The sequence below is a fragment of the Paenibacillus sp. BC26 genome (genome assembly GCF_900116125.1).
Classification (GTDB): Bacteria; Bacillota; Bacilli; order Paenibacillales; family Paenibacillaceae; genus Paenibacillus_Z; species Paenibacillus_Z lignilyticus.
Genome location: NZ_FPAD01000001.1, coordinates 2,522,271 through 2,542,411, shown reverse-complemented (window position 1 = coordinate 2,542,411; position 20,141 = coordinate 2,522,271). Strand labels below are relative to the sequence as shown.

General features: G+C 49.4%; 19 protein-coding genes. 18 read left to right on the top strand and 1 reads right to left on the bottom strand.

The genetic code is table 11. From position 1 onward, the window contains the following. Positions 1 to 3 precede the first annotated feature (3 nt). From BM412_RS10995 to BM412_RS10965, 7 genes are all read left to right on the top strand, one after another. Positions 4 to 915: a DMT family transporter gene (locus BM412_RS10995; RefSeq protein ID WP_091217507.1), complete on the top strand. Its 912-nt coding sequence runs from the start codon at positions 4 to 6 to the stop codon at positions 913 to 915. A 169-nt stretch (positions 916 to 1,084) separates the two neighbouring features. Then, a complete protein-coding gene (locus tag BM412_RS10990) occupies positions 1,085 to 1,522 on the top strand; it encodes a DUF1761 domain-containing protein (RefSeq protein WP_091217504.1) in 438 nt (145 codons plus the stop codon). Positions 1,523 to 1,609: 87 nt separating this feature from the next. Further along, entirely contained in the window at positions 1,610 to 4,156 is a 2,547-nt protein-coding gene (locus BM412_RS10985; RefSeq protein WP_371264760.1) for a WG repeat-containing protein, read from the top strand. 155 nt (positions 4,157 to 4,311) lie between these two features. After that, positions 4,312 to 4,515, top strand: a complete 204-nt coding sequence (locus tag BM412_RS10980; protein WP_091217499.1) for a cysteine-rich CWC family protein — start codon at positions 4,312 to 4,314, stop codon at positions 4,513 to 4,515. 28 nt (positions 4,516 to 4,543) lie between these two features. After that, positions 4,544 to 5,332 carry a class I SAM-dependent methyltransferase gene (locus tag BM412_RS10975; RefSeq protein WP_177245770.1) on the top strand — a complete coding sequence of 263 codons (789 nt, stop codon included), beginning with the start codon at positions 4,544 to 4,546 and terminating at the stop codon, positions 5,330 to 5,332. A 1,059-nt stretch (positions 5,333 to 6,391) separates the two neighbouring features. Further along, on the top strand, positions 6,392 to 7,228 hold the full coding sequence (locus tag BM412_RS10970) for a phytanoyl-CoA dioxygenase family protein (RefSeq protein ID WP_177245769.1): 837 nt from the start codon (positions 6,392 to 6,394) through the stop codon (positions 7,226 to 7,228). A gap of 76 nt (positions 7,229 to 7,304) precedes the next feature. Continuing rightward, positions 7,305 to 7,928 carry a polysaccharide deacetylase family protein gene (locus BM412_RS10965; RefSeq protein ID WP_256256240.1) on the top strand — a complete coding sequence of 208 codons (624 nt, stop codon included), beginning with the start codon at positions 7,305 to 7,307 and terminating at the stop codon, positions 7,926 to 7,928. Here the strand turns inward: BM412_RS10965 and BM412_RS10960 are convergent. Beyond that, positions 7,925 to 8,803 carry a LysR family transcriptional regulator gene (locus BM412_RS10960; protein WP_091217490.1) on the bottom strand — a complete coding sequence of 293 codons (879 nt, stop codon included), beginning with the start codon at positions 8,801 to 8,803 and terminating at the stop codon, positions 7,925 to 7,927. The genes BM412_RS10965 and BM412_RS10960 overlap by 4 nt on opposite strands. 110 nt (positions 8,804 to 8,913) lie before the next feature. Here BM412_RS10960 and aroA point away from each other — a divergent pair, with 110 nt between their 5' ends. The 11 genes from aroA (at position 8,914) to BM412_RS10905 (ending at position 20,129) form a co-directional block, all read left to right on the top strand. Next, on the top strand, positions 8,914 to 10,260 hold the full coding sequence (aroA, locus tag BM412_RS10955) for a 3-phosphoshikimate 1-carboxyvinyltransferase (protein WP_091217487.1): 1,347 nt from the start codon (positions 8,914 to 8,916) through the stop codon (positions 10,258 to 10,260). An 18-nt stretch (positions 10,261 to 10,278) separates the two neighbouring features. Continuing rightward, on the top strand, positions 10,279 to 11,334 hold the full coding sequence (aroC, locus tag BM412_RS10950) for a chorismate synthase (RefSeq protein ID WP_091217484.1): 1,056 nt from the start codon (positions 10,279 to 10,281) through the stop codon (positions 11,332 to 11,334). A gap of 45 nt (positions 11,335 to 11,379) precedes the next feature. After that, positions 11,380 to 11,949 carry a GNAT family N-acetyltransferase gene (locus tag BM412_RS10945; RefSeq protein WP_091217483.1) on the top strand — a complete coding sequence of 190 codons (570 nt, stop codon included), beginning with the start codon at positions 11,380 to 11,382 and terminating at the stop codon, positions 11,947 to 11,949. 125 nt (positions 11,950 to 12,074) lie between these two features. Next, the gene (locus BM412_RS10940) at positions 12,075 to 13,103 is read left to right on the top strand and encodes an ABC transporter ATP-binding protein (RefSeq protein ID WP_091217480.1); all 1,029 of its coding nucleotides are present in this window, start codon (positions 12,075 to 12,077) and stop codon (positions 13,101 to 13,103) included. After that, complete coding sequence (locus BM412_RS10935) at positions 13,100 to 13,909, top strand: ABC transporter permease (protein ID WP_091217477.1); 810 nt, start codon at positions 13,100 to 13,102, stop codon at positions 13,907 to 13,909. Before BM412_RS10940 ends, BM412_RS10935 begins: the two co-directional genes overlap by 4 nt. A 2-nt stretch (positions 13,910 to 13,911) precedes the next feature. Further along, positions 13,912 to 14,715, top strand: coding sequence for an ABC transporter permease (locus BM412_RS10930; RefSeq protein WP_091217474.1), 804 nt, complete (start codon positions 13,912 to 13,914; stop codon positions 14,713 to 14,715). A 137-nt stretch (positions 14,716 to 14,852) separates the two neighbouring features. Next, positions 14,853 to 15,878: a DUF2332 domain-containing protein gene (locus tag BM412_RS10925; RefSeq protein WP_091217472.1), complete on the top strand. Its 1,026-nt coding sequence runs from the start codon at positions 14,853 to 14,855 to the stop codon at positions 15,876 to 15,878. Positions 15,879 to 15,928: 50 nt separating this feature from the next. After that, the gene (locus tag BM412_RS10920; RefSeq protein WP_177245768.1) at positions 15,929 to 16,522 is read left to right on the top strand and encodes a pentapeptide repeat-containing protein; all 594 of its coding nucleotides are present in this window, start codon (positions 15,929 to 15,931) and stop codon (positions 16,520 to 16,522) included. A gap of 168 nt (positions 16,523 to 16,690) precedes the next feature. Next, positions 16,691 to 17,602 carry a phytanoyl-CoA dioxygenase family protein gene (locus BM412_RS10915; RefSeq protein WP_091217467.1) on the top strand — a complete coding sequence of 304 codons (912 nt, stop codon included), beginning with the start codon at positions 16,691 to 16,693 and terminating at the stop codon, positions 17,600 to 17,602. A gap of 344 nt (positions 17,603 to 17,946) precedes the next feature. After that, positions 17,947 to 18,945: a phosphotransferase enzyme family protein gene (locus BM412_RS10910; protein WP_091217465.1), complete on the top strand. Its 999-nt coding sequence runs from the start codon at positions 17,947 to 17,949 to the stop codon at positions 18,943 to 18,945. Between the two features lie 194 nt (positions 18,946 to 19,139). After that, on the top strand, positions 19,140 to 20,129 hold the full coding sequence (locus BM412_RS10905) for an aldose 1-epimerase (RefSeq protein WP_091217462.1): 990 nt from the start codon (positions 19,140 to 19,142) through the stop codon (positions 20,127 to 20,129). Positions 20,130 to 20,141: the final 12 nt, after the last annotated feature.

The following is a 20,141-nucleotide window of genomic DNA, read 5'->3' as shown; positions in this document are numbered from 1 at the left end:
GAAATGCCGGATCGAACGATATTACTAAAGCTATGGGGCGTTTCGCTGTTATGGGGCGGCAATTATGTTGCCAGTGCCTATATGCTGCGAGAGTTCTCGCCAATATTTCTGTCCTTTGCCAGACTCGTCGTGATGTCGCTGTTCTTAATCAGCGTGGCTATGATTCGCCACTCCATGCGGAAGCCAAGCCGACGAGAGATCGGCTTGCTGCTGCTGGCCGGCATATCCGGCACGCTGATTAATCAGCTGTTTTACTTTACCGGGCTTCAGCATTCTACGGCAGGCAACGCTGCGCTTATTATTGCATTGTCGCCAATTGCCACGACATTGCTATCGCGAATTTTTCTGAAAGAAGAGATTACGCTGGTGAAGATATCAGGAGCGATCGTCGGTCTTGTCGGTGTAATTTGCATCGTTCTCTATGGAGGTAAAGAGCTTGGTATCTCTAAAGGGGATGTATACTTGTTGATGGCCATGCTCGGCATGTCGGTCAGCTTACTGTTTATTCGCAAACTAACCGTCTCGATGTCTTCCTATGAAGTGACGATTTATTCCACTGTCATAGGTACGATTCTGATGTCTCCGGCCGTTGGCGTTGAGGCATGGAATGGCCAATTACATGGGAGCCATCACTGGCTGGTGTGGCTGCTCCTCATTACAGTCGCAGTTATCGGCCAAGGACTGGCCGGTTTCTGGTGGAACCAAGGCATTGCGGTTGTCGGACCTTCGACCAGCGCCATGTTCATGAATATTCCGCCATTCGTCGCCATTATCGTTAGCTTCTTTGTCCTTGGCGATCCCATTAAAGCCGCCCAGATCGGCGGTGGCATTCTGATCTTGGCCGGAGTTGCCATCACCAATATGAAACGCCGTCAGCCACAGGTGAGAACGGCAGGCGTTGATGTGAACGGATAGAGAGGAATAACGGAGGCGGGAAGGGCTGTTTCAAAAGTGTGCAGTTGACTTTTGAAACCGTCCTTTTGCTATTGACAGGAAACCAAATGGTTGTATATAATCGGATTCGTAAAGCGAAACCAAATGGTTTCGTATTTATCCGACAATCAAACAAAGCGAGGGAAACGGGATGTTGTTTAGCGACATTAATTATTTGGCCGTATTGGTTACGGGAATTCTATCTTTAGCATTGGGATTTCTGTGGATGGCGGTTATTTGGAAGAAGCCATATCAGCGGGATATGTACGGAAGTCCTGTAACACAGCCAAGCAACGCCGTTAAGATGCAGTCTTTTATCATCTATATTCTCGTTTCGTTCGCGACTTCGATCGCGTTTGCCGTCTGCTTAGAGCTGTGGCAAGCCGGCGGACAAGCTTATGGATATGACGGTGATTCCTTAGCCGGTGCTTTCTGGTTCACTATGCTGCTGGCAGCGGGTTATACACTGCCGTTCACGGTTGGCAAGAAAGTATGGCAATTCAAGAGCTGGCTCGTTGTAGCCGTCGATACGTCTTATGAAGCGGTGCGTTTCACGATGCTGCTGCTCATCTTCTGGTTCTGGTCTTAATCGCATGCATACCTAATACCCGGTGAAGGAGCGGACACGCTCACGCCGGGTATTTTTTTTCTATACATCAGAAAGGCATATCTGCCAATGCTCAGCATACGATTAGGCGAAGAATGCGAGGAGAGGGATGATGCTGACATGGCCGCGAACGAACAGCAGCTAACGCAAATCGCAATGGCAAATTTGCCGAGTGGTGCGGAGCTGATGTTACTCAACCAGTCTGCCGCGAATGCGGCGGTGTGTGCAGCTGATCTGAATGGAGACCGATTATCTGAGATTGCAGCAGTATACCGATTGGGCAACCAGCTTCATTTGTTGGTGCTGCGAGAGAAGAAGGGGAAATGGGAGAAGGCAGCCGATGTCAAAGGGCATGGCCATGGTGTAGCGCAGTTGATGGCTATGCCTGTGCTGCGAGCCGGTCAGAACAACTTAATCGTAGGCTGGCAAATCAACGCCCAGTGGTCGAAGCTGTCTGTTTATGAATGGAACAAGGAAGGGTTCAGAGATGTCGCACCGTCCGGCATGAGCTACAGCTACATGGATGCGATGGATATGCCGAGCAACCAAGGTCAAGACGGCAAAGCAGAGCTGGCGATTTGGATGCAAAATAGCGGCGAATCCTACCACATCGACGTCCTTCGCTGGCAAGAAGGCAGCTTTGTTCCCGCGCAAGACGTGTACAGTTATTATTTTCCGCATGTCGTCAAGTACTATGAACGGCTAGTCTGGCGGTACCCGCAATATCCGCTGTATTGGTACCATCTTGCTGATGCCCAATATCGCTCCGGTCGCGTTGAACCGGCTTTGGTGTCCGTTCATCAAGCACTCGCTTTCGCTCAACCCACGAGGGATACGCTGCTTGAGCTGGAGCAGTCGATCCGGGATGCACTTGAACCTGTGGTTCCAACGCGAGCAGTCGGACTGTTTCCCGCGTCGCTGAAGACCGTAAAGGGCATGAGATGGGGCTATATCGACAACCGGGGCAGGATGGCGATAGACCCGAGGTATGACGATGCCGGTGACTTTCAGGAAAACGGATTGGCAGTGGTCTCCGAGAAAGGGAAATATGGCATCATTAACGCATCCGCTCAGTACGTCGTTTCACCTATTTACGATTCAATTGGTAAATTCTCAGAGCAGCGCGCCTCTGTAATCGACAGTCAAGGCTTTAAGATGATTAACGAGAGCGGCACGGTGCTGACGAAGAAGGCGTATCCATTTATCTCCGATATGCATGACGGAAGAGCGGTATTTTATGATACGCTTCCCGGTTCCGCAGGGGCGAGTACGATTCAATATGGCTATCTGGATGCGCAAGGCCATGCCGTGATTCCGGCGCAATTTCAGGAAGCCAATGATTTCCAAGGAAATAAGGCACTCGTCAAGGTGAAAGACAATGAATATGCGTTAATCGGTTTGGATGGCCGCCGGCTCCATACCTACCATTATGCGAGCGTCGGGCCGCTCGGGGATGGATTGCTGTCCTTCCAGCGTGAGCTTGGGGGTAAAACCGGGTATATCGATGAAAGCGGGTCTATCGTGATTCAGCCTGCTTTTTACGCCGCTTTCCCCTTCGAAGACGGCCGTGCGATCGTTAATACTTCTGATGATTTCAGGTCGAATTATGGGGTCATCAATAAGCAAGGTGCTTTTATTATAAAAGCAGAGTACAACGACATTAGGAATTTAGGCAGCGGCAGATTCGCAGTAGGCAAAGCCATCGATCCTCAACAGCCTTATATCGGTTCCATTTATGCCATCGCAGATTGGGATGGGAAGCTGCTGACGGACTTTGTGTATCGGGATGTCGCTGATTATAGCAAGGGGCTGGCTTCCGCATCGGATGCGAAGCAAACCTTCTTCATTGATCGCAACGGTCAACCGGCAGCAGGCTATCCGCGTGTTAACGGCAGCGGCACGCTTACATTGGAAGAAGGCGGTTTGATCAAGGCATACGTGGATCAGCGGCTCTCTTATCTGGATCGATCCGGCCGGGTCATTTGGCAGCAAAATACGACGATTCCCCTGAAGCAGCCTTACTTCGTCAAGGAAGAGAAGTTCAAACCGAATCGGGACTATCTGGTCTATTATCCGCAGGTGGAAGGGATGTCTGACCAAGCGGCACAGGGGAAGGTTAATGCGAAGCTGCGCGAACTGTCGCAGGTGAAGCCGATTCCGGAAGATCAAAAGCTGGATTATTCGTACACCGGTGATTTCGATGTCTCGTTCTACAAGCAGCAGCTGCTTCAGCTTGAGCTAACCGGCTACAATTTCCCTTTCGGTGCCGCGCATGGGATGCCGACAAAGAAATACGCCATCATTGATCTATCGACTGGCCAAATGTTCGCGCTCAAGGACTTGTTTAAGCCCGGCAGCAACTACGTCAAGGAGCTAAGCGATATCATTGGCAAACAAATCAAAGAGGATCCGCAATATTCCTACGTTTTCCCGAATACCTACAATGGCATTCGTCCGGATCAGCCGTTCTTCGTTTCCGAGGACGCACTCCATATTTATTTTGAACCGTATGAAATTGCTCCGTATGCGGCCGGATTCCCAACGTTCAAGATTCCTTTTGCCCAAATTAAATCGATTCTGGATACGAACGGTGCGTTCTGGAAGTCGTTTCATTAATAGGCTTGATGCTGAAAAGTCGCGATTTCGCGGCTTTTTTGCTTTGTTCAGGAGGAGGTTAGCGCTGTAAAATGGAATGTATATAGTTCGTGTTGGAGGAGGTACGGCTTGAGATCGGAGTGCAGTGTCAGAGCGAATGGGATAGGTGATTATGGATGAAAGATGATGAAATTCAAGCGAAAGCATGTCCCATTTGCCATAAGCGGAATAATTGTGAAGGAAACCATAGCTGCTGGTGCAGCAACGAGGTGTTTCCGGATGGGATATTTGAGCTGGTTCCGGCGGAACAGCTGAATAAATCATGCATTTGTATGGATTGCTTGAACAAGTTTAAGAGGGGCAATGCGGAGTCGGTTTAATAGTCGTTGAGAGATGGGGGCACAACTTATGTTTTCGGAGCTTACGAAACATCCGGACTTCTTAAGTCCGCAATCGTTCGCGTGGTGTAACGAGCTGGCAGCGCGGACAGGTAAATATGAGTTTACTTGGATTGGCGTAGTTGAAGGCGACTCAGGTGAAGATGTGCTAACGAAGAAGCTTGCCGCTGTTATCGGCGGTAAGGTGCTCGATGTTGGATGCGGGCATGGCGAGTACACCAATCGTTGGGCAGCATTTGCGGAAGAGATTGTTGGTTTGGATGTAACGGCAGGATTTCTGGAGACGGCGAATCTCCATCGAAAACCGAATGTCCGTTATGTTCGGGGGGATACGCACCATTCGCTGCCTTTTGCGGATGATGCGTTTGATATGGCTTACACGAAGAAAGGACCGGGCAGCTGGTACACTGAGGGGAATAGAGTCGTTCGTCCGGGCGGCAAAGTAATCCTCTATCATCCCGGTGATGGGAATGGGGAAGGCGGGGAGCTTGGATTGTGTTTTCCGGGTTTATTCCAATCCCCGACGGTCGGAACGCCGATCTTGGATAAAGTGCAGGAACGGCTGGAAACGAGCGGGCTGGTTGACATTCATATGGAGCGAATCAGAGAAATAGTCTGGATTCCATCGGCTGCAGATGTGCTGAACATGCTGTGTTTCGGCCAGCGGGAAAGCTATTCCGAATATGTGCGGGAAACCTGCTATGCGGGAATCGTATCGCAATTTGACAAACATGCCACTGCGCGTGGAATCCGCACGACCGGATTTTATTATTTAATTGAAGCTGCAGCTTCGAGGTAGAAGGCGATGCGGCGGGGGCGACTCTCAGCCCCAGTAGCGCGGCGTTCCGGCGGCTGGCCGAGGCTGAGAGTTCCGAAATCGAACTCTCAGAGGCGAAATCGGCGGGAAAAAAGAGCAGAGCGTTCGAAAATGAGACTTTCAGCTCGAAGAGCGCGGCGTTCCGGCGGCAGGCCGAGGCTGAGAGTTCCGGAATCGAACTCTCGGAGGCGAAATCGGCGGGAAAAAAGAGCAGAGCGTTCGAAAATGAGCCTCTCAGCTCGAAGAGCGCGGCGATCCGGCGGCAGGCCGAGGCTGAAAGTTCCGGAATCGAACTCTCGGAGGCGAAATCGGCGGGAAAAAAGAGCAGAGCGTTCGAAAATGAGCCTCTCAGCTCGAAGAGCGCGGCGTTCCGGCGGCTGGCCGAGGCTGAGAGTTCCGAAATCGAACTCTCAGAGGCGAAATCGGCGAAAATAATCGCTGAGAGTTCGAAAAAGGCACTCTTAGCATGCTTGAAGTCTCGAACTTGTGGTGTGCAAGTTTCCACCTTGCAGCAACCTGAACTCGTAAGCGGCTATACTGCAGATACTCGGGCAATCCGACACACATCACACGAGTATCAATTGGGCTTTCCAAGAAGGTGATTTCTCGGCGCAGCGGTACAATGAACAAATCCGCTGAGATCAAGCGCTTACATCAATCTGCGTCGCAAAATCCTGCACTCGCATCCGAAGATAGGTTGATGAGAGCCAACGATAAGTGCTCTACAAGTAGATGTTCACGACGAGCAGCTTCCCAATTTCTTAACCGTTTCATGCGCTGAAGAATGAGAAGCAGCTTTACAGCCATACTAAATCAGGTGTCTCCGAGTGCTCTTACATGAAGCGGCAGGAGCGACATATCTCATTTTGCATGCAGAATCTTTCTGCTTCAGAAGAGAATGGTTAGAATTTCATCCGACAATTTCTTGTAATAGGATGCATCAATCGGAGAATAAGTTTAGTATTTGCTTCTCAAAAGTGATATTTTTAGGAAAGACACTAGCAGTCTACTATCGACATCCATTACGTGAGGTGAATCATTGTGAAAGTTAGTCAACATGAAATTGATACACTAACCCTAAATGAAGAAAACATTCAGCTTGCCGTTAACCTGATCCGTGTAAACGGATATGTTATCCTTGAAGGCGTCCTGCCTACGGAAAAAATCGCTGAACTAAAGAAAGCGTTCACAGAAGCGATGGACTGGTTCATCGATAAGCATGGTAAAGAAATTTATTTGAATAAAACAGGCTTCAACGAAGGCACGAACCATTTGGGTATCTTCCTTCCGTTTGCTGCGCCTTTCAACGATTCGCTCGTAATCGAGCACCCGTTTGCTCTAGCCATTATGGATCGTATCCTTGGCAAGGACTACTCGGTTACATTGTTCTCCTCGAACACTTCGCTGCCCGGCGGTCAGAAATCACAGCCGGTTCACCCGGATTACGGCGCTCGTTTCGGCGATTTGTGCACAACGCATCTGCCGATCACGGATCTTGTGTTCAACATTCCGCTCGTCGATGTACACGAAGGCAATGGCCCGATGGAAATTTGGCCGGGCGGCACGCACTTGCTGCCGGATAATTACTACGGTCCAAACGGTCCTAACCCTGAAGATCTGGCACCGCATATGCATTCCATGAAGGTTCATATGCCTGCAGGTTCGATTTTGCTTCGCGATGTTCGCATGTGGCACCGTGGAACACCGAACCGCAGCAATGAAATCCGTCCGAACCTTGCACTGATCTACAGCGCAATGGACCGCGATAATCGCGTTCAAATTCCAATCGAAACGTACGAGCAGCTGTCCGACCGCGCGAAGCACCTATTCCGCTGGCAGAAAATCGGCTATCCGGCTATCGAACCCACGCACGAATAAATCGTTTGAAGAAGGACTACAAAATCGTTATGATTTTTGTAGTCCTTTTTTTACTTTCAATAAGGGGGAAACTGCCATGAAAGCCGCACAAATGTTCCATGAAGTGAAAACACCAGACAAGCTGCTCGCCATCACCTTCGACGATGGGCCGAATCCGGACTGGACGCCTCGATTTCTACAAGTGTTCCAGCAATATGGGGCAAAAGCGACCTTCTACGTGCACGGGACGAATATGGAGAAATACCCGGACGTCGCGAAACGAATGGACGAGGAGGGGCATGAGTTCGGCAATCACAGTTACTCTCATCCGCATATGGCGAGCCTAAGCAAAGAGGAGCAAACAGAGGAGCTTCGTCGCGCGGAGCAAATCATTGTCGATGTCATCGGAAAACGTCCGTCCACGTTTCGTCCGCCGTATCTGGAGTACAACGATGACCTGCTCGCCGTTTGCGAGCAATTCGGGTATCCCGTCATTCACGCGACGAATCCGGATACTCGCGATTGGGACATGCCGGGAACCGAGCACATTGTGAATGTTACGCGTCCGGAGGTCCGAGCGGGAAGTATCCTGTTGTTCCATGATGGATTCGGAGATCGTTCGCAGTCACTTGCGGCGATTCAAATCCTGGTACCCGAGCTCATCGAACAAGGGTACAAGCTGGTCACGATCAGCGAGCTGCTAGCCACGGAGATTGCTTAATCACGAATTCGCCGTACGAAGCTTTCCGCCGCAATGGACAGCTTCGTATCGCGCCTCACTGCAAACCCGATGCCCCGAGATGGAAAAGGGATGTCCACCTTTAGCTCCAATAGCTTCCCGCTGCGGAGCTCCTCCTCCACAAAAGACCGGCTGATGAAAGCCGCCCCATAGTTCAATCGTGCGAATTCCGCCAACAAATCTACGCTGCCCAGCTCAATATCCGGTTTCACGGTAACTCCTTTTGCGGTAAACCATTGATCCACGAAGATACGCGTACTGCTGCCGGGTGAAAGCAAGATCAACGGCAGCTCAGCAAGCTCATGAATGGAAAGTGTCCGCTCCGCCAGCTCCTTGTACGCCTCTCCTACCACAAAACAATCCTCGATCATGGCCATGGTATGAATAATCAGCTGCGGATTCTGTATAGGCAAATGAAGCATCGCGCAATCGATCTCTCCATCCAGCAGGCGCCTGGTGATGTCCGGTGTTTTGCCATGAGAGAGGCGAATTCGGATACCGGGATATTCCCTGTGAAAAGCATTAAGCTGCGGAAGCAGCAGATGCTTAATAAGCGAATCGCTTGCGCCGATTCGGATTTCGCCGGCATGCAGCTGCTTCAGATTGTGCAGATGCTTTTGCGCGGAATCCAGCATCGAGAAGGATTGCTCGACATAGTCGAGCAGTGCCCGGCCTTCATCCGTGAGCTCGACGCCTTTGGATAATCGATGAAACAGCTGCACACCCATCGCTTCCTCCATCTGCTTGATGGCATAGCTGACAGAAGGTTGCGTAACATGCAGCTCTTGCGCCGCTTTCGTTAAATTTCGGTGTCTTGCGGTATAGAGAAAGATTCGATACCATTCTAAATTTATCATTTTGACATAAACCACCTTTATGACAATGATTCAATATTCCGATTTCATTTATTCCAAGTATCTCATTATAATCGGAATAGATCAATTACTCCCTAAAGAGGTGGACGGAAATGGTAACGATACATCCGGATTTTGAAGCGCGTTCTCCATGGTCGGCAAACAACGACAGACTTGAGGTAAGAGTCAGTCCTCCCAAGTCAGCCGTTCAAGGTACGATTCGCGTGCCCGGCAGCAAGAGCCTCACGAACAGGGCTTTAATTATCGCAGCGCTCGCCAAAGGAAAGTCGGAGCTGCACGGCATTCTCAAAAGCGATGACTCCTATTGGTGCATCGATTCACTATCGAAGCTTGGCGTAGCTGCAGCTGTGCAGCAAGAGACGGCTTCCATTGAAGGCTGTGGCGGTGTATGGCCGAATGCTTCAGCGAACTTGTATGTCGGCGCTGCTGGCACGGTAGCTAGATTTCTGCCAGGCGCACTTGCGATCGGGCACGGGAAGTGGTCAGTCAGCGGAAGTAAGCGAATGAGTGAGAGACCGCAAGCTCCGTTGCTTGCATCCTTAACCAAGCTTGGCGCTACATTCGAATATTCGATTTCCGAATACAGTCTGCCTTACATGCTGAACGCATCCGGGTTAAATGGCGGCGAAGTGACGATCCCGGGCAATACATCGAGTCAATTTCTAAGCGGGCTGTTGATCGCTGCACCTTATGCGAAGGAACAGCTGACAATACGCATTGATGGAGAGGTTGTTCAAAGGGATTACGTTCAGATGACACTTGATATGATGGCAGATTTCGGGATAAAAGCAGAGGTATCGCCGGATGGCCAATCCATCACCGTCCCGCAAGGAAACTATGAAGCAAGGACATATCAATTGGAGCCGGATGTTTCCACTTGTTGTTATTTCTGGGCGATAGCAGCTTTGACCGGAGGTCATATTCGGACTGAAGGTATTCAAGCAAGTCGCACAAGCCAGCCCGATATCGAGATGCTGCACGTGCTGGAGCAGATGGGATGCACGGTTACGAAAGGCGAGAATGTTGTTGAGGTGCATGGAACGGATCAGCTTAAAGGCGGATTCACGCTCAGCATGAAAAAATGGTCCGATCAGACGCTTACGATAGCTGCAATGGCTGTCTTCGCAGATGGTCCAATTACATTAAAGGACGCTGCCCATATCAGGCATCATGAATGCGATCGTATTGCAGCGATTTGTGCAGAGTTAACCAAGCTTGGCATTCAAGTGGAAGAACATCAGGATGGGTTAACCGTGTATCCCGGCGTGCCGGTGCCGACCTTAGTGGAATCGCATGACGATCATCGCATGGCGATGGCACTTTCGCTTATCGGCCTGCGCGTTCAAGACATTCGAATTTCCGATCCCGGCTGCGTATCCAAAACTTGTCCAGGGTATTTCGAGCAACTGGCCGGACTTGGTATTCAGGTCGAATATTAAAGAGAGGAGGCTAATCTAATGGCAGGCAATACATTCGGTGAACGGTTCAAAATCACAACCTACGGAGAGTCGCACGGCGCTTCAGTCGGCGTCATCGTAGATGGCGTTACGCCAGGCGTGGAAATCGACGAGGCTTATATCCAGAAACAGATGGATCGCCGTAAACCGGGTCAATCTTCCGTGACTTCGCCCCGCAAGGAATACGATATCGTTCATATCGAGTCCGGCGTGTTTGAAGGCAAAACAACGGGAACGCCGCTCTTTATCATATTGCATAATCACGATATGAGGCCGGAGGCGTACGGTTCGATTCAGCACGCTTTTCGCCCCGGCCATGCGGACTTTACCTATCTGCAGAAGTATGGCATTCGCGATCATCGCGGCAGCGGGCGTGCTTCGGGAAGAGAAACCGCAGCCCGTGTTGCAGGTGGTGCAATTGCGCGCAAGCTGCTGGAGAGACGCGGTGTTGACGTCATTGCATACTCGCAGGAGATCGGGGGGATTCGCTGCGAAACCTTCGATGAAACCACGATCGAGCAAAATGCGGTTCGTGCCTGCGACCCAGTGGCAGCCAAGGACATGATTCGCAAAATCGAGCATTTGGCTTCCATCGGCGATAGCTGCGGCGGAATTGTGGAATGCCGGATTCGCGGGGTGATGCCGGGTCTTGGCGAACCTGTCTTCGATAAATTAGATGCCGAGCTGGCAAAGGCGATGTTATCCATTGGCGCGATTAAAGGAATCGAGTTTGGCGCAGGCTTCGAAGCGGCTGCGATGCTGGGCAGTGAGCATAATGACGGCATGAACAGCAGCGGGTTTCTGAGCAATCATGCAGGAGGAATTGTTGGCGGGATCAGCAATGGCCAGGACATCGTGTTCCGGGTCAGCGTTAAACCGACATCGTCCATTTCGGTACCGCAGCAAACGATCAACGTAGACGGCGAAGAACAAGAGATTCAAACGATCGGCCGTCATGATCCTTGTATTTGTCCGAGAATTGTCCCGGTAGTAGAAGCGATGGCCTGTCTTGTAGTAGAGGATATGTATAAGCGGCAAGCGGCTATGCTTGGCTGATGAAAAATGGTACGATACGCCTGAGAACGAAGGAGGCGAGCAACCATGAAATCCTACATGTGGGAAGGCAGTAAGGTTAGACTGCGGCCATTGGAATTTGGCGATTGGGAGGACTATCATCAGAATGATCACGATTCTGAAGGTGCTCGGCTATGCGATATGATTCATTTCCCAAGAACCGAAGAAGGTACGAAGGCATGGGCGGAGGAGAAGGTCGACCATCCGGTGGAAGGCGATAACATATGGCTCTCCATTGAGACACTTGATGGCGTATTGGTCGGCAGTCTATGTACAAGTCATTGTGACCCGCGAAACGGTACTTTCAAGTACGGCATCGCGATCTTCCGCGAACATTGGCGCCAAGGCTATGCGTCGGAGGCGATTAAGCTGATTCTTGGTTATTATTTCGAGGAACTGCGCTATGCCAAAGCCAATGCCCATGTATATGCCTTCAACAACGGCTCGATTGCGCTGCAGGAGCATCTCGGCTTCAAGCAGGAAGGTCGCCTGCGTGACATGATCTTCACGAAAGGCAAACATCATGATGAATTTATCTACGGGCTTACGAAGCGCGAGTATGAGGAATTGCTGCAAGAGAAATCAACGATGGATTAATACGTCGTTGATTTTTTTATTTTGTTGACTTGGAAGCAATACCCATATGATAATCGAATCATTGCTGGTAATTATTAGAATTCATAGAAGTCATTAGTCTTTTCAGTAGAGAAAAGAGGGATTGTATGGCTGTCATCCAAGTGGACAATTTGCGCAAAGAGTTCAAGCGTAACAAGAGCAGAGAAGGATTATGGAACAATGTCAAAGGGCTTGTCTACCGAGAGTATGAGACCAAGACGGCCGTAGATGACATTTCGTTCACGATCGACAAAGGGGAAATTGTAGGGTATATCGGTCCGAACGGAGCGGGCAAATCGACCTCGATCAAAATGCTCGTCGGAATACTGGTCCCAACCAGCGGCAGAGTTATCGTAAACGGCATAGAGCCTTACAAGAATCGGGAGCTGAACGCGATGCGCATTGGCGCCGTCTTCGGTCAGAAAACACAGCTATGGTGGGATACACCCGTCATCGATTCCCTTAGGCTAATGCGATATATGTACGACATTCCGCCAGCCAGATTCAATGAGAATATGGAGCGGTTCACGGATATTCTCGGTTTGGATGAGTTCAAGCATGTTGCCGTCCGTCAGCTCAGCCTGGGACAGCGAATGCGAGCTGACCTATGCGCCGCGCTGCTGCATGATCCGGATATCATCTACTTGGATGAGCCGACAATTGGGCTGGATGTGGTGGTGAAGGAGAAGATTCGCAACTTTATCCTCGAAATCAATCGAGATCGCGGGACGACCGTCATACTCACGACCCATGATATGTCTGATATAGAGAAGCTTTGCAGTCGCGTCATGGTTATCGATCAAGGCAAGCTGATGTATGATGGGAACCTTGAGCAATTGAAGAGCGACTTCGGCTCCGGTGAGCGGATGGTTGTGGAAACCGATCGTATCTTCGAATCCTCTCAGGAGCTGAACGAACTCGGCGTGACAAGCTGCAGCGTTGACGGCAAGAAGACGCAGCTGATCTATGACAAGAAGCGGATCAACTCGTCAATGCTGATCAAATGGATCATGGACAGGTACGATGTGAAGGACTTTGTCGTCAAGGAAACCGACATTGAGGAGATCATTCGCACCATGTATGGAGAACGTTTGCCGCTTGAGGCTGCTGCGGATCGGGAGCGTGTTTTCGTATGAGACTCGCCCTCTATCGGGAAATGACACTCCATTCACTTCGGCAAAATATGGCGTATCGGATGGAAGTATTCATGTTTCTCTTCGGTCAGCTGATCAAGGTGTTCGTGCAGGTTTACATCTGGTATGCCGTATTTGCGGGACAAGCGAAGGTCGATTCGGGTGCTGGCAGCATTTCGGTGAAGGAGATGGTCACGTATGTCGTCATCAGCTCGTTCATCTCCGTATTCGCAACGAATAATGTCATCTTCTGGGTCGGAAGAAAAGTAAGGAACGGCGAGATTGCGATGGAGCTGCTGAAGCCGGTCAATTTTCGCTTCGTCGCGTTCTTTCATTCGCTTGGGCAGAACGTATACCGAGTATTTTTCGAACTTTTACCGCTCCTCGTCATCAGCCTGTGCTTCTTTCGTATCGAACTGCCGACCGGTTGGCAAGCAGTGGCATTCGTGATTATGCTCTTCAATGCGTTCCTGCTCAATTTCCTCATTAACTACATCATCGGATTAATAGCCTTCTGGTACGTGCTCGTCTGGCAAATTAATGTGCTGCTAAGCGGGTTGATTCGATTGTTCTCCGGCGCTTTTATCCCAATTTGGTTCTTCTCCGGAACACTGACGACCATTTCCTATTGTCTGCCGTTTCGATTGATTTATTACGATCCGATCTCCGTCTATTTAGGCAAAACGAGCGGGTTAACCGACGTTGGCTTCGTTATTTTGCAGCAGATGGGCTGGATCGTCGCATTGCTGCTCTTGGAACGGCGGATGTGGGCAAGCGCGGTGAAAAAACTGGTCGTGCAGGGGGGCTGAACATGCGGTTTCTCAACTTATATGCCCGTTTTATTCCGATCTATTTCAAAAGCAAATCGGAGTACGGCATCATGTTTTACTTGGATTTCCTCGGATTCGCGATGGGGCACATCGTCAATTTCTTGATTATTTGGGTCATGCTCGACCGTTTCAACACGATTAATGGCTGGGGAATGTACGAGGTCATACTGATTTACACGATGAATATGTTTACGTTCGGTTTAGCTTCGATCTTCTTCTCGTTTCAGATGTGGGAGGTGGAAGACATGGTTGCCCAGGGCACGTTCGATGTCATGCTCGTCAAACCGGTCAACCCGTTCATTCATATGATCATTCGGACTTTCGGCCACTTCTACTTAGGTGATGTCATCATCGGAATTATCATGTTTATCGTGTGCTTCAACCATCTGAATGTTCATATGGGCTTCGCTGAATTGCTCATCCTGCTGGTCGTGCTGATCGGTGCAACGCTTGTGCAAGCTGCTTTCATCGTCATTACCGGCTCCATGTGCTTCTGGTTCACTCGATCCGGTGCTTTAATGGATATGGTTGTTCATGGGATTCGTTCGTTTATGGATTATCCCATTTCCATTTACAGCAAGTTTATTCGCATCCTCGTTACCTTCGTCGTGCCGTATGCGTTCGTCAACTTCTATCCGTCACAGCTGATCTTGAATAAGACAGGGGAGACGCTGTTTTCTCCGATTCTGCCTTATGTTGCGCCGGTCGTCGGACTAGCGATGTTCCTGTTAGCCTATGCGGTTTGGAATAAGGGACTTAATAAATATCAGGGGACAGGAAGTTAATTTTCAATCTTGGCTGCCATATGGCAGTCTTTTTTTTTGATAAATAGTACTTATCAGGTTTATAAAATAATGAAGATTCTGTTTATCGGAATGAAGTGCTACACTCAAACTACGCAATCCATATTGGAGGTGGACGTATGGAGATTTCAAGTATTTCCGAGAGCTTCAGAAGATTTGCCGATAAAGAGTGCAGAGGATCAAGCCGCTTATACGAACAGCTCTCGGGCCGCATTGCCGGGGACGATGACTTACTTCGTATTGCTGCTGCAAGCAGGGAAGGGCAGCCCATTCCCAACCTCTTTCTGGGTGCTGTACATTTGTTGCTGCTTAGCGGCTTTGAACATGAGCTGGTTGATTATTATGCGAGTATCGTGCCGAATCCGAAGGACGCCGCAGCTGCGTTTGATCCTTTCAAGCATTTCTGCCTGCTTTATCGCGACGAGCTAGCGCAGTTGCTGGCAACAAAGCTTGTTCAGACGAACGAGGTTCGTCGATGCGCGTATCTGTATCCGGCATTTTGCCTCATCCATCGTCTATCGAACAAACCGCTTGCCTTGATTGAAGTCGGGACGAGCGCCGGACTGCAATTATTCTGGGATCAATATCGATACTCGTATGATCCAGTAGACGGGTTCTTTGGTAATCAGCAATCCTCGTTCACATTGGCCACTTCTCTACGTGGATCGAACATGCCATTTCTCTATTCCGACAGTCCTCCCGTGGCGTCCAGATTGGGCATTGATCTCCATGTGAATCAGCTCCAATATTCGGAAGATCGACTTTGGATGAAAGCGTTGATATGGCCGGAGCATCGGGAACGAATGGAACATTTTGAAGTGGCTGCAAGTAATTTCGATAATCAAGCTGTGCAACTGATAGAAGACAATGCCTTGGCTTGTTTGGATTCGGCAGCGGCAACGATTGCCGAGGATCATGCCTTATGTATTTTCCATACGCATGTGGCAAACCAACTATCTCTCGCCGATAAACAGCAATTGTGCGAACAAATTCGAATAATAGGGGAGACAAGAGAGGTCTATCACCTCTACAATAATATGTGGGATGCCGATTTGTATCTGGATTCCTATAGGAATGGCCGATTCCATAGGTCGTCTCTTGCTGAGACGGATGGGCATGCCAGGTGGCTGAAATGGAAACTCTAGTTCAAAGATGACTAAGGCAAGCCGAATGATGAAACAAGGATGTGACCCGGGTGTTCACGGAAAGCGAATATTTCGACGAGCAATTTAAAGATATCCAATTGAGCAAAGAAGAAGTCGTCTCGGTTAATTTCTATGATTGCACGTTCACGAATTGTGAGTTTAGCGAGACTGTGTTCGATGAATGCAAATTTACCGGCTGCACATTTATTCGTTGTGATTTGAACCTCATGAAAGTAAGGGACAGCAAGTTCTCGCAGGTTCATTTTATGCAGTCGAAGCTGGTCGGCGTCAATTGGACGGAGGCGGATTGGCCTCGAATCACGGTGCCGAGCTTGCTGAAATTCGAGGAGTGCACCTTAAATCACTCGACTTTTATCGGCGTCGCGCTGCCGCAAGCGACGATTGCGAATTGTTCCGTCAAAGATGTCGATTTCCGCGAAGCAGATCTCTCGAAAGCCAATTTGAAAGGTTCGGATTTCACGGAAAGTATGTTCGGCGAAACGAACTTAACAGGGGCTGATCTCTCCCGCGCGTCTAACTACCGGATAGATCCTAGCCAGAATCGGATTCGCCGGGCGAAATTCATGCTGCCCGAAGCGCTCAACCTGCTGTATGGTATGGATATTGTAATTGATGAAGATTGATTGAAAGATGGGCTGCCTCGAGAGCTACTTACGGCTTTTGGGGCAGTTTTTTTGCTTCTTAGTGTTCCAATCGGTTCAAATACTGATATGAAAATAGGCGGTGGCCTGTTATATTGGAGAAAGCGCTTCAATTATGGAAAAATCAGTAATGGGAGGCTTTGAACAGAGATGAACAAGGTGCTGACTGATTCGCAGATTGAGCAGTTTATGGAGCTGGGCTGGGTAAAGGTTGAGGAGGCGTTCCCGAGGACGCTTGCGCTGGAATGCCAAGACTTCCTATGGGAGCAGCTAAGACGCTATGAAGTCGATCGGAATGATAAAGTAACATGGAAACCACCTCTAATGTTTATGAAAGAGAACTTTCGTAGCTTGTCGTTTGATCAATGCCATACGGAACGGCTTGGCGATGCCATCGAGGACTTGATTGGACCGGACCGCTGGCGACAGAAGGTTGTCTGGAACGGAGAAACGGATCGGAATTATCCGGGATGGGGCTGGTGGCCGGTCAATTTCAATCTAGGCGCAGACGAATCATGGCGTGTCCCGGCAACCGGTTGGCACTGGGATGGATCGCATTTTCGCCATTACGTTGATGCGCCGGATCAGGGCCTGCTTTGTTTGTGCATCTTCTCGGAAATCGGGCCTCATGGCGGGGGAACATTGATCGCGGAGGGCTCACATCAAGTAGTTGCCCGGTACTTAGCCACAAAACCGGAGGGGATGGATCCGCATGAAGCGATTGCAGAGTGTAATGTGTGGCATCCTTGGCTGGCTGCGTTGACCGGACGCGCAGATGATTCTTTCTTGACCGGAGCGAATCGTGTTGAGAAATTTATGACGAATACGTTCACCGATGTGCATGGAACAAAACTTCGCGTCTTGGAGGCAACTTCATCACCAGGGGACGTCTTTTTATGCCATCCTTTTCTCTATCATACCTCTTCGCAAAATCACAGCGGGGTAACGCGATTCTTGTGCAATCGAACGACTCCATTGAAAGAGCGGATGAACTTCGATCGAATAGACGGAAGTATGTATTCGCCACTTGAGCTCAGCATCAAACGTGCGCTCAAGTTATAGGTCGCGAGGTAGATCGGCTGAAAATTTAGCAATTGCTTCCAAACGCAATCTCATATACGATGAATGTATTCGTTACCGAAGGGAGTGAGCGGCATGAAACGCCGGGCTGCGATGACAACAACAACTACAATTAAGGTGAACATGAACTGAATAAGTGGGCAGACACATTAAGTCTGCCGTGTTGAAGGATGTTTCTGTACTTTATTTCTGAATCGGGATCGGGTTGTTTGCGCATGTGCGCATGCAAGCTATTCTTAACGATCAGAATATTGAGGCCGCAGGCAATATGCCTTGCGGTCTTTTTGCGCGCAAAAATCGATATAAGACGCGGAGGTCACACGAATATGTTGAAGCTGAACTATTTATTCCATAATGAGAACTTAGCTGAAATGATAGTAAAGAACTGGAGCTATGATCCGGAGTCGACGGAGATGTTTCGGTATTATCGGATTTCTTCGAATGCGATTTATCCGTTTCGGAAGGGTGGCAAGACGCAGCTATTAAGATTTGCTCCCGTTCAGGAGAAGAACAAATCGAATATTGAAGCCGAGTTGGCGTTCATAAAGTATTTGCACGAGAATGGGCATGGCGTGCTGGTGGCTGTGAAATCGAACAATGGCGAGAAACTCGCCGAAATTCGAACGCCTTGGGGAGACTATTATGCCTCCGCATTTGAGCGAGTGCCGGGATCAGCGATTAACCAGACTGACCTTACGGATGAGATTGTCTTCAGCCACGGCCATGCATTGGGTGAATTGCATCGTTTATCGAGTAAGTATGAACCCGAACCCGGGGCACCAAAAAGATGGTCACACGTCGACGTGCTGGATTGGATTGTCGATCAGATCGATCAGATCAAAGAGAACCCGAATGAAGCCGCTCGGTCGGAGGTCCAATTGCTGCGTGAGCATTTCGCTGATTTACCGGTCCATTCACGAAACTACGGCTTGATCCATTATGATTTCGAATACGACAATGTGTTCTACGATCAAGAAGCGAAACGCTGCTATGCGATTGATTTCGATGACGCCATGTATCATTGGTACGCCATGGATATCGAGCAAGCACTGGACAGCTTGCAGGATTGCATTTCGGAAGAGCTGTATAACCATAAGAAACATTGTTTTCTTGAGGGATATAGCACGGCATTTGAGTTACCTGAGGATCTGGAATCGGTATTACCGGCGCTAAGACGATTTGCAAACTTATATAGTTATGCGCGTCTAATGCGCTCCGTTGCGGAGAAATGGGATCATGAACCGGAGTGGATGCAGCACCTGCGAACGAAATTTGCCCATAGCATGCGCAGCAAATCGACGTTATTCGGCACGAAGCTTTCATAGACGACATGAGGAAGAGGGGCTCATTCATTGAGCTTCTCTTTCGCTTAAGTAAAGAAGGAGAAGGGTAATAAATTGTTGTTGTACATATCGAAAACTCGTTATATAATCAAATGTGCCCGAGCACATCGAGGTTGAAACCGTTCCCACCGTGCCGGACACAAACACGCGACCCCGCGGACCATCGGAGGGAGAACATGAGCAGATACGCAGTTGAAACGCTCTTGCAAGATGGCTTAACCGTTATTAAGTTGTCTGATTCATTAAGCGGAAGTATCGCAGAGCTGCTGCCGGAAGTGGGCAACAATCTGTATAGCTTTACGACTGATGGACGCGAAGTCATCAAGACTTCCATAAGTTTAGCGACATTAAAGAACGAGAAGTTCGCCAGCTCGAAGTATGGAACACCTGTCTTGTCTCCGCCGAACCGGATTAACAAGGGTACTTTTTCGTTTCAAGAGCGTACGTACCATTTTCCAATCAATGAACCGCCGGATTATCATTTGCATGGGGAACTAAGCGTCAGAGCATGGGAAGTGCTTGATTGCGGTGCCTCAGACGAACAGGGAGCATGGGTGATAAGCCAACTGCGGTACGAGGATCTCCCGGATATCCTGAATTATTTTCCTCATTTATTAACGTTCACCATTACATACCGGCTGCTTGACGGCAAGCTGAGTATGGATAGCTGCATTAAGAATGAAGGCACTGATGAAGCGCCATTCGCTTATGGATTGCATCCTTACTTCTCGCTGCCTTATGAAAGCGACCCCAAGCTTACACTGCAAGTTCCTGCCAAAGTAGAATGGCCGATAACGAATTTATCTTTCGTTACGGGACGTCCGGCGATAACCGAACTGAGCGAAGCCATTCAACAAGGAATCGAGCTGGCTGACTATCCGGAGCTCGGATGCACGCTGCTTACGATTGATTCCGAGTCGGACTTCATCAATCGCCTTGTTCTCCCGAACGCGGGTTATACGATTGCCTACCAACTGGATGCGCAATTCCCATTCGTGCTGTTGTTCCGTCCGAACTGGGATCAAGCGTTCTCGATAGAGCCTTATACCTATGTAACAGATGCATTCAATCTTCCGTACGAGCATGACTTAACCGGAGCACAAGGTATAAAAGCAGGAGAAGAGCGCAGGATAACAACTTCACTTTGGATCGAATCGAATACCTAAACAAGTTCAAAC

What these genes read in the sequence shown, in the direction of transcription:
- BM412_RS10995 (WP_091217507.1), top strand. Translation starts at nt 4, where the DNA reads ATGCCGGATCGAACGATATTACTAAAGCTATGGGGCGTTTCGCTGTTA.
- BM412_RS10990 (WP_091217504.1), top strand. Translation starts at nt 1,085, where the DNA reads ATGTTGTTTAGCGACATTAATTATTTGGCCGTATTGGTTACGGGAATT.
- BM412_RS10985 (WP_371264760.1), top strand. Translation starts at nt 1,610, where the DNA reads ATGCTCAGCATACGATTAGGCGAAGAATGCGAGGAGAGGGATGATGCT.
- BM412_RS10980 (WP_091217499.1), top strand. Translation starts at nt 4,312, where the DNA reads ATGAAAGATGATGAAATTCAAGCGAAAGCATGTCCCATTTGCCATAAG.
- BM412_RS10975 (WP_177245770.1), top strand. Translation starts at nt 4,544, where the DNA reads ATGTTTTCGGAGCTTACGAAACATCCGGACTTCTTAAGTCCGCAATCG.
- BM412_RS10965 (WP_256256240.1), top strand. Translation starts at nt 7,305, where the DNA reads ATGAAAGCCGCACAAATGTTCCATGAAGTGAAAACACCAGACAAGCTG.
- BM412_RS10960 (WP_091217490.1), bottom strand. Translation starts at nt 8,803, where the DNA reads ATGATAAATTTAGAATGGTATCGAATCTTTCTCTATACCGCAAGACAC.
- aroA (WP_091217487.1), top strand. Translation starts at nt 8,914, where the DNA reads ATGGTAACGATACATCCGGATTTTGAAGCGCGTTCTCCATGGTCGGCA.
- aroC (WP_091217484.1), top strand. Translation starts at nt 10,279, where the DNA reads ATGGCAGGCAATACATTCGGTGAACGGTTCAAAATCACAACCTACGGA.
- BM412_RS10945 (WP_091217483.1), top strand. Translation starts at nt 11,380, where the DNA reads ATGAAATCCTACATGTGGGAAGGCAGTAAGGTTAGACTGCGGCCATTG.
- BM412_RS10940 (WP_091217480.1), top strand. Translation starts at nt 12,075, where the DNA reads ATGGCTGTCATCCAAGTGGACAATTTGCGCAAAGAGTTCAAGCGTAAC.
- BM412_RS10935 (WP_091217477.1), top strand. Translation starts at nt 13,100, where the DNA reads ATGAGACTCGCCCTCTATCGGGAAATGACACTCCATTCACTTCGGCAA.
- BM412_RS10930 (WP_091217474.1), top strand. Translation starts at nt 13,912, where the DNA reads ATGCGGTTTCTCAACTTATATGCCCGTTTTATTCCGATCTATTTCAAA.
- BM412_RS10925 (WP_091217472.1), top strand. Translation starts at nt 14,853, where the DNA reads ATGGAGATTTCAAGTATTTCCGAGAGCTTCAGAAGATTTGCCGATAAA.
- BM412_RS10915 (WP_091217467.1), top strand. Translation starts at nt 16,691, where the DNA reads ATGAACAAGGTGCTGACTGATTCGCAGATTGAGCAGTTTATGGAGCTG.
- BM412_RS10910 (WP_091217465.1), top strand. Translation starts at nt 17,947, where the DNA reads ATGTTGAAGCTGAACTATTTATTCCATAATGAGAACTTAGCTGAAATG.
- BM412_RS10905 (WP_091217462.1), top strand. Translation starts at nt 19,140, where the DNA reads ATGAGCAGATACGCAGTTGAAACGCTCTTGCAAGATGGCTTAACCGTT.